The organism is Populibacterium corticicola, assembly GCF_042683685.1.
Lineage (GTDB): Bacteria > Actinomycetota > Actinomycetes > Actinomycetales > Cellulomonadaceae > Timonella > Timonella corticicola.
In genome coordinates, this window is the sequence record NZ_JBHUOP010000004.1 from 78,664 (window position 1) to 91,437 (window position 12,774).

The following is a 12,774-nucleotide window of genomic DNA, read 5'->3' on the forward strand; positions in this document are numbered from 1 at the left end:
CCAGTATGAGCAACGCAACCGGTGCGGACACCACCGCGCCCAACACACTGACCGACGGAACGCTCGGCACCCTCCCAACCAAAATCCTCACCCATGGAGCATCTGGTTCCAGTATCGAGGTCACGGTCAAGGGCGCGACGCCGCTTACCTGGAAGGCGCCATTCAGAGGCGAGTTGGGCGACTTCCTTGCGGGCTTTGTGTCCGAGGAGGACTTCCTTGGACAGGGCGGTATGCGCGGCTCACTGCTCTTTCCGTTCGCCAACCGTCTGCACGACAACAGGTACACGTGGGACGGCGTCACCTACGATGTGCCGAAGCAGTGGGATGCCGACCCCGAGGTCATTCACGGGTTTGTCCGCTTGAACGACTGGGACCTCGAATCGGCGGAACTTGATAGCCCAGACCACGCTGCTATCACCTTTGCGTATGCGATTCGTCAGGGCGAGTACGAGTGGTACCCCTTCGACCTCGATGTGCGGGTGCGTTATGTGCTCACCGCAACCGAGTTCAACGTCGAATTCTCCTACACCAACGTTGGTGGCACCGATGCTCCAGCAGGGTTCGGTTGGCACCCATATTTCCGGGTCCCGGGCCATGAGACCTTTGACGATCTCCGCCTGCGGATCCCCGGACGCACGCGTGTCCTCATGGACGAGAAACTCGTTCCACTTCCAGGTGAGGCAGCTTACGAACGCCGCGAAGACGATCTGATTCATGAGCCACTAGCTGGCGTCGACTATGATGACGCGTGGGCAGATCTGGTTCCTGACTCCGATGGTTTGATCCGTACCACGCTCACTGAGCCGGACACCGGTGCGGGTGTCGCCATGTGGCAGGATCGAGGAACCGTTCTGATCTATACCGGTGGTTCGTACCCGGTTCCGCGCGGTTCCATTGCGATTGAACCGGTCGAATCCACGACCGACGCGTTCAATCGTCCAGACCGCGATGCCGAGGTTCGCCTTGCACCGAGTGCCACACGCACCTTTAGGTTTGGCGGCACTGTTCTAGAGTAATTGATCTGACGGATCGCGGTGAACGCTGGTTTGCGCGTCTGGATGTAAGCATTGTCGTGATGGCTCGGTGGAACGGGATTCCGCCGAGCCACACTTGTTTTAGCAGGTGAGAGGCTTTGGAGATGCTTGTCACAGGGAATTCAATTGTTTTTCCTGCTCCCGCCTGCGTATGCTAGATGAGTCGACGCGGGGTGGAGCAGTTCGGTAGCTCGCTGGGCTCATAACCCAGAGGTCGCAGGTTCAAATCCTGTCCCCGCTACCACTTGAAGACGCCGGACATCATTTATGATGTCCGGCGTTTTTGTCGTATCCGCATGCTGTAGGACGCTGCTCTGACAGTGGCTGGAGGTTTCTAGGGATGGTCTTGGTTGGTGTTGGGTTAGCGGCCAAGATGTCGATGGGGTGGTTTTGATCCGGGTACTTGGTTTTTGTGTGTGTATCTGGACGAATTGTGTCCCATCGGTTTGGCTTGGCGACGAGATGGCTGGGTGGCCTGTCAACTGAAGGACCCGTCGGTTGGGTCCCATTTTCATGAGCCGAGGCAGAATAAAAGCCCGGTGGCCTGTGCTGTGCGGACAGACCACCGGGCGGAATAGCGCCGTAGCGGCACGTGAGGTGATTCGGTTATTGGCAGGTAACAGATGCTCCGCTTGGAGCGCCACCTGTGCCAATGAAGCCGACGGTGGTGGATTGACCTGCACCGAGCCAACCGTTCCACGCCTCGTTCGTCACTGTGTACGGTCCGTTGCCGGAGACCTGCCCACCCCAGGCATTCGCGATGCCTGCACCGCCGAGATCAACGTTCAAGGTCCAACGGGTGATCGATTCGTGAGCCGTTACCGTGATTTCTCCCTGGAAACCTGAACCCCAATCGCCGGCGGTTCGGTACACGGCGGTGCATGCGGTGTCACCGGGCCCGGGTTCATCCGTTGGATCGGGATCAGGCGAGTCGGTCGGATCAGGGTCTGGTGTGTCCGTTGGCTCAGGATCCGGCTCTCCACCGCCTACGATGCCTCCGGTGAAGGACTCAATCGGAGTGAACTGAGAGACATCGCCGACAACGATTCCACGCCCGTTGGTGCCGATGTATACGCGGCCGTGGACGTCTGGGTCTCCGGTGATTGTAGCTCCGGTCCAGAACCACTGGTTCTGGTTGTCGTTGAGTCGGTGCCAGGTTGCGCCTTGGTCATCTGAGCGGAAGATTCCACGGACATTGCCGATCTTGGAGGATGTGTAGATGACCGGGTAGGCACCAGTGCTGGCCGGTTTGCCGAACCCGATGGAGTCGCCTTCTTGGACGTTCGCCATCTGCTTCCAGGTGCTGCCGCCGTCCGTGGAACGCCACATGCCGTAGGTTTTTTCCTCGATCCCTCCGGCAAGCCATACGTGGCCCTCGTATCCGGGTACGGCTCGGAATCGAACGTTTCCCTCGTCGGGGAAGCCGCCAAAGCTCGAGGCGGTGAAGGACGAACCCTTGTTGGTCGAGTAGTAGAAGGTGCCGTCTGCGAAGGCGTAAAACCTGTTGGGGTTGACCCGGTCAGCCTCGACGCTCGCCCCTGTGGGGAGGCCACTGACTGCATTCCACGTTGAGCCGAGTGTGGTCGATACGAGCGGGGTGGTTCCCTCGGGAGCCCACACAACAGCAGAAGCATCGGCGCTGATCGCGATGGAGCCGGGCCCAGTTGCGGCTGTCGGGCTGTTGCCTTCATGCCAGTTGTTTCCGCCGTCGGTGGAGATGCCCACCCAGGATGAGGTGTCTCCAGAGATGGACTGTCCAGTGCGTACGACGGTGTTTGGGTTGTCCTGCGCGAAGTCGAGTGAGATGACGGAGTCGTGGTGTGGCTGCTTCATGAAGAACTTGGAGGGGACCTCGGTGATGTCGGTGTGTACGAATCCGCCGATGTCGTACATACCCGAGAGCAGTTCAGTTGGTCCAGGTGGGGCTTCGAGATCCTGGATGGCAGTCTCCTCGATGCCCTGGGCTTTCGGTGTGATTGTGACGATGCCGTCGTTGTCCCACGCGGTGAGATTGGTTCCGCCGTAGATGCCCCCACCGGTTCCATAGTAGAACCGGTCTGGGTTATGTGGGTCGATCTCGAACGATTGGGTCATCCATCCGAGTTTGGGATTCTCGTCTGGTGGGCTGACGGTGTGGCCGAAGTCGTGCCATGGTGCTTCGGCGTAGTTCAGTTCGTAGCGCTTCTTCTTACCGGGGTAGTTCTCCCATTCCCAGATGGGACTCCAGGTTTCGCCACGGTCGGTGGAGCGGTAGATGATGATGTCTGGCCACCAGGAGATTTGGGAGACGACCATGATGGTGTCGGGGTTGTTGCGGTCGATTGTGAGCCCTGAATATCCGAAGTAGGCGTCGGGGGAGTTCGATGGGATGGGGCTGATCTGCGTCCAGTTTCCCGAGGCGGTGTCGAGTCGCCAGACATCTCCGAGGCTACCGTCATAGGGGCCACCTGTGTCTGAGGTGGCGATGTAGAGTTGCTGGCCTTCGTGGTCGAGCACGCCCTTTTGCGCGAGGAAGCCGGTGGGCTGTCCAGGCACGCGTTCCCAGGTGTCTCCACCGTTGGTGGTGCGATAGACGTTGTTGTCCTTGTCGGCTACTCCCACGTAGATGGTTTGGGTTTTTTGACTGCTGGAGCCGGTGGTTGGGTCGAAGGTGACCCAGACAACGCCCTGGTTGTCGCCGGTGTAGTCGTAGCTGGGGTCTTGAACGTAGTTGCCGATGTTGGGGAAGTTGGTCACCTGGCTCCAGGTCAGGCCGTAGTCGGTGGAGCGCCAGAGGCCGTTTCCGGATTCGGCGCCGAAGTAGAGGATGTTGTTGTGGTTTGGGTCGATTGCGAGCCGTTCGCCCATTCCGCGTCCGGGCATGTTGCCGCCAACCTTGAATGGCAGCATGGTCTTGTCCCAGGTCTCGCCGCGGTCGGTGGAACGCAGAACTGCGCCGTTCTGGGTGTCCCACGAGTTTGTGTAGGTGCCTGCGGCGAGGTATACGCGGTCTGGGTCAACCGGGTCGGTGGCGAGGGAGAGGATTCCTGAGTGGCTCCAGTCGGTCCAGCCGATGTGGTCTGTGAGCGGTTTCCACCGTCCGCTGGCCTCATCGAGGCGGTAGGCGCCTCCGATGTCGGTGCGGGCGTATACCAGGCCTGGTTCGCTCGGATTGAAGATGATGCCGGGAACGAACCCGCCGCCCACGATCTCTACGTTGCCCCACTCGTATCCTGAGGGCGAGGTTCCGGTGATATGTGTACCGGGCAGTGCACTGTTGGCTGGCTGTGCTTGTGCGGTGAGCCCGATTCCGCTGAGGAACAGGGCGCTCGCCGCGATGGGGGCGGCGATCCGGGTATATCTCATCTGAGGCACTCCTTTGTGTCGATGGATTCGAGTGTCGAGAATGCGGGTAAGCGTTTCGCCACTCAATTACCGCGTTTTTACATGGGTATTATGCGGTAGCGATCGCAATATTAGCGAAGCGCTTCGATGATTTTGAACCTCCTTAAACGATTAAGTTTGGAGTGGGGCAGTTCTCCCCGCGCATACAGGCGTGGATGCGCGGGGAGAAAAACAGGCGGGTTGGTGGTCCCGGTTTTGGTGGTTGTATTGCTCGGTGGGCCGTTTTAGATCCGGGTGCGTGATTTTTGTGTGTGCACCCGGACATTTTTCGGCCCTTCGGTGTGCTTGGCGACGAATCAGCCGGGCGGGGTGGTCAATGGCGAGCCGCGCCGCCCTGGTTTTGGTGGTTGTATTGCTCGGTGGGTTGTTTTAGGTCCGGGTGTGTGATTTTTGTGTGTGCACCCGGACATTTTTCGGCCCTTCGGTGTGCTTGGCGACGAACACGCTGGGAGGCGCCCCCAGCTCGCCTCCCAGCGTCCCCGGTCAACGGCAGATCTACCGAGCGCAGCCAACCGACACCGAAGTGGGCGGCGAACCGTTCCCGATAAACCCAACCGTTGCGCTGCCACCCGCCGACAGGTGGCCGTTCCACGACTCGTTGGCCACGGTGTACGGACCGTTGCCCAAGAGTCGTCCGCTCCACAGGTTGTTCGTGGTGGCCTCACCAAGATCCAACGTCAGCGTCCACGAGGTGATTGGTTCGTGGGCGGTAACCACGATCTCGCCCTGGAAGCCTGAACCCCAGTCACCGGTGGTGCGGTAGGTTGCCGAGCAGACTACGCCTCCAGGATCAGGCGTGTCCGTGGGGTCTGGATCGGGATCGTCAGTTGGATCGGGATCAGGGTCCGGGGTTGGCTGCGGCGTGCCACCTGCCAACTCGATCGCATCGTTGAGGGAGATCCCTGTGGTGGAATTGGCTCCACCCAACGCAACCTCGTGGTCAAGCGAGACGAACTTGCCGCCCTCCTGCCACAGGGATGGCTTGAGCAGCGCATATTTAGTTTCATCCCAGGTGGCCCAATCATCGGTCAACAGCCCTCCGGTATCGCCAGAGTTGGGGTTGAGCACCCAGAACGTGTGGTGCAGCCGGTGGTCAACTATCAGGTCGCGGATAGCAGTCATCCACTTCTGGTTTGCCCCGCCATCCATGAAACCGCCCCACTCACCGATAAGCAGGGGAGCGATGCCCTGCTTGTGGATATACAGCCAGTAGGGGTCCCACACCTGTGCTTCGAGCGATGCCCTGTCCCAGGTGCCTTCAAACCATGGTTGCGGTGACACCGCCGGACCGTAATCGTGTGGTGAGTACAGCAACTGCCCCTGGTGCTCACCGAGATTGACCGGATGATCTGCAACCCCCTTGAGGTTCCCACCCCACCAGTAGTTGTCGTAATCCTGCGGGTTCGTTGAACTCCACGAGACACCGGACTTCGGATAGATCTGGATGCCCTCAACCAGGATGAGCATGTTCGGGTTTTGCTCGAGGATGCGCTGAGCGGCCTGCTCGGCATAGTGCTTGAAGTTATCGCTGTCCGTGGAGTCATCCCACTTTGCGCGCGGTGACTCGTTGGCGGTGCCGTGTGGCTCGTTCTTCAGGTCTGCGCCAATGATCGTATCGTTGGCGCGATACCTGTGCGCGACCCATTCCCACGCGTCGAGCGCATCCTGCGTGGTGATTGATCCTTTGAACCACATATTGTGCATGTGGCCCGCGTTGTCGGCTTCAGCACTGTGCACGTCAATGATGACCTTCAACCCGTACTGCTCGCACAGTTCGAGCCAGTAGTCGAAGACCTGGAGGTTGTTCAGCCCCGCCAGTTCGGGGTTTGCATGGGTGTTGACGGCCGGCACGATGGCCTGACCGTCGCGCCATTCGAGCAGCAACTGAGTGGATACGGGCACCCGTACCACGTTGATGCCGCGGTCGGCCATGGCCTTGGTGGTCTGCGTGATGTTCGCGCTCCACAGTCCGTGGAAGACTCGTTCGGTTGTGTTGAATCCGAACCAGTTGGTTCCGGTGAGCCACACTGGATTGCCAGCCTGGTCAACGATCTGATTACCCTCCACTCGCAGCCAATCCGTGCCGACGAGGTTGCCTGCCGACGAGTCGGATGCGTTTGCTGTTCCTGTCGTCCTTGTGGTTGGTTGGGTTGTGAGTTGTGCGGCCCCACGGGCCGCACTGTCAGTGGAGGTTGTTGTCGTACCCTCGAACGCGGGCACTCCGTGGGAGGGCGCGGTTGCCTCTGCAACGGTAGATAAGAGTGCGATGCCGCCAAGCGCGAGTGTCGAGATCACCGCCACCGCGCGCATAAACGGTGAGGATTTTTGGGTGGTGTGCATCGATTCAGTGGTCCTTTCAAGAAGGGTGTGGGACTACGAGCGGCGGATGCCGGACAACCAGGGCATTTCAGCCGTTTTGGTGGTCGCCCGAGCATCCGCCGATTGGTGTGTGACTACTCGATTTAGTCGCAGCTCACGGCAACGGAACTAGGTGCCGCGCCGTTTCCAATGAAGCCGATCGTCGTTGTGCCGTCAGCCGAGAGGTAGCCGTTCCAGGACTCGTTGCTCACCGTGTAGGGGCCGCTTCCCAAGAGCTGTCCACCCCAGAGGTTGGTGGTGGTGGCTCCGCCTAGGTCGAAGTTGAGCGTCCACGAGGTGATGGGCTCGTGAGCCGTAACTACGATCTCGCCTTGGAACCCTGCACCCCAGTCTCCGGTGGTCCGGTAGGCGGCTGAGCAGACGGCGTCGCCCGGATCAGGCGTGTCTGTGGGGTCTGGATCAGGTTCGTCCGTCGGGTCCGGATCGGGCTCGTCGGTGGGGTCCGGGTCCGGTTCATCCGTCGGATCTGGGTCTGGAGTTTCGCCGGGGCCTTCACCGCCAGGGAACGGCAGTGCGTCAGCCGAGGTGATAACCGGGTAGGCATTGGCCACGAGTTCTTGGAACTGGGCCGAGAACCATTTGCCGGAGACCGGCGCTCCGGGCTTCGCTCCGGTGAGTTGGCCGTCGAGCTTTGGCGAGTGGAACGTAGGGTCGCACATGCGGTCGAAGCCCTTGCCCTCGTCGTTCGGGATCTCGCTTGCCGAGCCGTCAGATTCACCTGGAGGTTTGATCCACACGAACGCGTCGAGGTGCGATGCTGGGAACCCGGAAGGCGTTGTCTGGGGACGCTCTCCGATTCCAGCGCCCGATGCGTTGCACCAGGCTCCACGGTGTCCACGACGATCCACGCGCGATTCGTTCACGAATGTGTTGAGGTCACTCGAGGTGGACGGTGCAGTCGGTCGGTCTGGTCCGCCCCATCCGTTGCGGGAGGTATCGATGAGCATGCCCGTGCTGGCGGGGAATCCGGCGGCCACGAGCCTGCGGTGGAGGTCAGCGGTCCAGTCGGTTTCGTCGAAGGACAGGTTCCACTCGTAGAAACTGGAGGATCGTACCGAAGCGCCGCCGATCTGCTGGTTCACGTTGGGTAGGAATGGCTCAACGAGTGGGGTGGTGTTGGCCGTGTTGGTGATGAAACCGTCGATTGATGCGAAGCCCTTCTTGGTCTGTTGCGCAACCTTGACGAATGTCTCTACCGCATGTCCTGCGTTGTTCTCCCAACCGAGCCAACCCGAGTGAGCTGCATCGACGTAGGTGTACACGTTCGGGATAGCAGACAGTTCATCGAGCGCGTAGGTAACGCCCTCAAGGTAATAGGGTTCGGACGTCACGCAGGCGGGCTCGTGCATGTTGGTGGTCAGGTTGGGCAGCGAGTCGGGTTCGATTGTCGCTGAAATGCGGATTGATGAGTACTGCGGTTCGGCGAGGATGTCGGCGATGACGTCGATGTACTCATTCTTGTAGCGTTCGAGAGCCTCAGGGGTGGCGGGCAGTTCGCCGTTCGAAGCGAGAGCGTAGCAGTCTCGTCCCGGGAGATTGTAGATGACCAAGTTGAGCACGATGGGGGTGCTGTCCTGCTTTTGGAGCAGCGCCTGATCAAGGTGATGCTGCAGTCCAGGGCCGTCGAAATTACCGTCGATTGCCGAGATGCGATCCATCCATACGCCCGTGGGCTGATACTTGACGGCGCGCATTTTCTCAGCCAGCCCTGGGTCGGTTGCCTCAACCGACTGGGCCTCGTCTTCCACGTTTTGTGACCAGGTGAGGTTCACATATTGGGTTGCCCCGGCGTATGGGTTGTCTACGTGCGGTTCGGCCGCACTGGCCGCGGTTCCACTGGCTGTCAGTGCCAGGGGAGTCGCGAAGAGCGCACCCACTGCTGTGGCTGCAGCGCCTTTGCGCAGCCGCGTCAGGAGATTCGACACGTGTGTCCTCCAATGTTGTCGGTGCGGGAAGGCATGTACCCACCCGCATCACAGTGACCTGTGACACAGCGAGTACATCGCATCGAGCGACATCACGCGGAGTGCTGAAACGTTTAAGTGCTTTATCTGATGTGAACGGCCTTTGCGCGATCCGGTGTTCTCGGAGCCGGTGCGCGTGTTCACGGTTGGTGGATTGATCGTGAGGGCCTGCTAGGAAGTCGATGGGCTATTTTTGGCCCGGATGCATGGTTTTTATGGGTACATTCGGGTCTTTTTGGCCCATCGGTTGTGTGCGGTGGGTGTGATTGCCGACGACACCCGTGCTGAACTGCGCGGGTTGCGGTTGCGCTGTGGTCACCGTCCGGGAGCGGGGGCCGTGCTGCCGCGTACGGTTGGGGCACCAAGATCAATGCGTTCGACCGTGACGGGCTGCCCGGCTACCGCCTTAACGAGTGCACGCCCGGCAGACTCGCCAATCTCGCGGTGCGGATAGGAAACTGATGTGAGCGAGGGCATGGATAACTGGCTTGAGGCCGATGAACCGAACCCGATGAGTGAGACGTCCCAGGGCACCCGGAGTTGCAGCCTCCGCGCAACATCGATTGCGGTCACTGCGTGGGCATCGGAATCGTAGATGATGGCCGTGGGGCGATCAGGGGCGGACAATAGGAGCCGAGAATGGGCTGCGGATAGTTCCGCGGAGTTTGCTGACATCACCGTCAATCGGATTCCAGCGCGGGCCGCCTCGATGCGTGCGGCACGTGCTCGGCGTTTGCCGATGTCGAGGCTCTCAGTACCATTGATGATCGCGATGTGGGTGTGTCCCAACTCGATCAACGTGGTGAGGCACTGGCCATAGGCATCTTCCTCATCCACCCAGACGCACGGATTTCCGCGTGCGGTGTCCGGGTGGCACAACGCAACCGCAGGTATCCGAAACCGATTGACCGCTGCGATCCGAGGGTCATTGGTGCGCGCGTCTGTGATGAGGAATCCATCGAAGCGTCGTTCCGCCCACCAGTTGGTAAACGACTGGGCTGCCTGTTCAGCGGAGTCGACCAGATGCACCATCAGACTCAGGCCATCACCTGCCAGCGCCGACTGGATGCCTGACAGGAACTCCACGAAATGGCTTGAGTTCGTGGACGAGCTGTCTCCCTCGATGACCGCAAGCCCTACCGTCTTTGACGACGTACGCAGGGATCGTGCGGCAGCGCTGGGACGCCACCCATACTCGTCGGCAATACGCAGTACGCGGTCGCGAGTCGCAGGGGACACGCCGGGCTTGCCGTTGAGAGCGTAGGACACGATCGCAATGGACACTCCTGCCGCCCGCGCAATGTCGCTTATCGTTGGACGTTTTGCCGGTTTTGTCGTAAGTTCGGGTGGAGCCTCGGGTGAGAAATTATTCGCCACGTATCAAGCATGCTCGAAGTTGAGCGTGTATGCAGGACATTCCAAGGGGTGTTCGCTAATTGAAAGGGCCGAAATGGGGGCACGGCATGCATGAGAGTCAGGAATCGCTCACTTTTCGCAGCGAGACCTACAACTTGGGCGTGTTCTCTCCCGTGGTCGGCGGTTTTTACTTCGGCAAGCTCCTGGCCGGAGTTGCAGTCGCAGCGCGTGGACATGGACACAGGATCACAGCGGTCCAAACCTTCGAGGCCGACCTTGACCGAGGGCGCTTCCCTGAGTCCTCGCAGCGTACGGACGTGCCCGCGTTCCGCCATCTAGACGGCCACATTATTGTGACAACCGCCTTGGGCGGTGCCGCCCTCCAAGAACTCCGCGAGTCCGGGGCACCAATCGTGTGCGTTGGAAACGTCGACCCGACTCACAAGGTGCCCACCGTGAGTCCGGACAATCGAGGTGGAGCGCGAGCCGCGATCGAGCATCTGGTCGCACACGGGCACACGGCCATCAGTTTCGTGGGGAACATCGCGCAATTTGATGTCCGTGAGCGATTCGAGGAATATCGAACCGCTCTTGCGGAACACGGTATGGATTTCCAGGAGAGCCTCGTGTTTTTCACCGCAGACAACCAGGAGGAATCTGGTTATCAGGCGGGCCGTGAATGGTTGAAACGAACTGTGCGATCAAGCGCCACGTTCGCTGCAACGGATCGCAACGCGATTGGTTTTATGCGTGCGCTCCACGAGGCAGATCTCGTGCTCCCACGAGATCACGCGATCATCGCGTTTGACCATTCAGAGGCTGGCAGTCGAGTGCGCCCACGCCTGTCCAGCGTCGATCCGCACCACGACAAGGTAGGGGAGTTGGCGGTTGGGTTGGTGCTGTCCCAGCTCGACAATGAATGCGTGACCAGAGGAGCGCATACAGTACCGTTTACCCTCGTCACGCGGGAGAGTTGCGGTTGCTTCGAGGATACACCGGCGCCGCGGTACCCGGTGGCAGTGGGCGAGCGTACCACTGCGGACCCCTTTGATCGGTTGCTTGAAACGGCACACACCGTCTTTTCCGGTTTTGGTGCCACCTGGACTGCGGCACACTACCCCTCAGCGCTGCACATAGGCTCATGGCACGGCATGATCACTGAACTCGTGCGTAAGGCGGTCGGACGTGGAGCCGTGCCCAGTGCACAAGGTCTTGCGCGCATCACTGACATGACCGCCGCATTACACCCACACCCCGAAGCGATCGAACGCCTGTTGACCGTGCTGCGGGAGATTGAACAGGAACTCGATGATCGAGACTCCACGAAGTACCGCGGCGCGTTACACGCGACCATGACCAAGATCAGCGTCGCGGTGGCCAAAGGCTGCACAAAGGAACTACTGGGTCGTACTGGAGTGCTTGAACGGAATCTGGCCAATCAATATGAGATTGATCTTGCACTCATGCGTGTCGAGGCATCAAACCCGCGAACGCTCAGTTGGCTTCCCGGCAGTTTCAGAGGCGGTGCGGCACTCGCATTGTGGTCTGGAAACCACGGAGCCATTGAGCGGGAACTCGAGGTTGTGGGTACACGAGGTGTTGGTTCCGCCGGAAGCCGACTCATCGGTGCCCGATTCTCAGCACAGCACTTCCCTCCGCCGAATCTCTCCCGTGCGTTGTGCGGCCCGCGTCATGACATCGTCTTTGTGATACCGGTGACCTTTGCCGGAAGTGACTGGGGATTGCTTGCTCTGGCGGGGATGGTGGACTCCCACTCCACGAGTGCACGCGACAGATTCAACCATTGGGCAGCAATGCTCGCCGTCGCGCTCGATCATGAAAAACGTCTGGATGATCTGCGTGGACAGCAACTCAGCGTACTTGAGCTTGCCAGTACCCGTGAGGAACTCACCCAGGCTATGCGCCATTCAGAGGAGCGTTTTACGCTCGCCTCAGCGGCAACCTATGAGGGGATGTGGGACTGGGACGTGGTCACAGGTCGAGTCTATTATTCACCGCAGTGGTGTAGCACACTGAAGCTGGACCCAGCCACTATCGAACCCAACCTCGACTCCTGGATGCGCCGAGTCCACCCCGAGGACATCCGTGACATGCAGGCCGCAATCGCTCAGCAACTTGCTGGAATACCCGCACCGTTCCATCTTGACCAGCGCGTTAATGCGGGCGATGGATCCTGGGTGCGTATCGAGGTACGTGGACAAACCCTGGTCAACGATGCTGGAATTCCTGCTCGGGTCATCGGAGCGTTGACCAGGGTCAACCCGTATGACGACCCAGACATAGACCTAGGGGAACGCGAAGCCGATAATGCCGGGTCGCCAGCTAACTAGGCCCCGAAAGGGACAGGTATCTCCCCACTGCCGCGCGGAATCAGTCGCGCCGCGACAATTGTCGTCTATGTCGGGGGACGTGTCGCCGTCCAGCCTGGCGAAGACCGTCTGTACAGATAGTGAGCAAGCGCGATTCTCCTGCTTGCACACTCTTGCTCCGCTTCCACGGAACAAGAGTGTGCTCCCACGCACCCTTGTCAGAGTAGCGTGCGTAAGAGCGCAGGCGCGTGTGTGCATGCCGGGGAGGAAGAGAAAAGCGTAGATTGCCGACGAGTGGGCCGCGTTCCAGCAGGCCCTCGCGCTGGG

The 12,774-nt window shown here is 60.1% G+C and carries 6 protein-coding genes and 1 tRNA gene; 3 read left to right on the forward strand and 4 right to left on the reverse strand.

Annotation, left to right across the window (positions count from 1 at the left end; all coding sequences use genetic code 11):
• The first annotated feature begins 5 nt into the window (after positions 1–5).
• Together ACFSYH_RS09835 and ACFSYH_RS09840 are read left to right on the forward strand one after the other, a co-directional pair.
• Positions 6–1,016 (forward strand): aldose 1-epimerase, encoded by a 1,011-nt coding sequence (locus ACFSYH_RS09835; protein ID WP_377466788.1) that lies wholly within the window; start codon positions 6–8, stop codon positions 1,014–1,016.
• Positions 1,017–1,201: 185 nt separating this feature from the next.
• Positions 1,202–1,278: transfer RNA gene (locus ACFSYH_RS09840), tRNA-Met, on the forward strand.
• A gap of 362 nt (positions 1,279–1,640) precedes the next feature.
• Here the strand turns inward: ACFSYH_RS09840 and ACFSYH_RS09845 are convergent.
• From ACFSYH_RS09845 to ACFSYH_RS09860, 4 genes are all read right to left on the reverse strand, one after another.
• Positions 1,641–4,379, reverse strand: coding sequence for a cellulose binding domain-containing protein (locus ACFSYH_RS09845; RefSeq protein WP_377466789.1), 2,739 nt, complete (start codon positions 4,377–4,379; stop codon positions 1,641–1,643).
• A gap of 534 nt (positions 4,380–4,913) precedes the next feature.
• Positions 4,914–6,758, reverse strand: coding sequence for a cellulase family glycosylhydrolase (locus ACFSYH_RS09850; RefSeq protein ID WP_377466790.1), 1,845 nt, complete (start codon positions 6,756–6,758; stop codon positions 4,914–4,916).
• Positions 6,759–6,880: 122 nt separating this feature from the next.
• Positions 6,881–8,722 carry a glycoside hydrolase family 6 protein gene (locus ACFSYH_RS09855; protein WP_377466791.1) on the reverse strand — a complete coding sequence of 614 codons (1,842 nt, stop codon included), beginning with the start codon at positions 8,720–8,722 and terminating at the stop codon, positions 6,881–6,883.
• A 354-nt stretch (positions 8,723–9,076) separates the two neighbouring features.
• Entirely contained in the window at positions 9,077–10,138 is a 1,062-nt protein-coding gene (locus ACFSYH_RS09860; RefSeq protein WP_377466792.1) for a LacI family DNA-binding transcriptional regulator, read from the reverse strand.
• An 86-nt stretch (positions 10,139–10,224) separates the two neighbouring features.
• Between ACFSYH_RS09860 and ACFSYH_RS09865 the strand changes: the two genes are divergently transcribed.
• Complete coding sequence (locus tag ACFSYH_RS09865) at positions 10,225–12,468, forward strand: substrate-binding domain-containing protein (protein ID WP_377466793.1); 2,244 nt, start codon at positions 10,225–10,227, stop codon at positions 12,466–12,468.
• Positions 12,469–12,774: the final 306 nt, after the last annotated feature.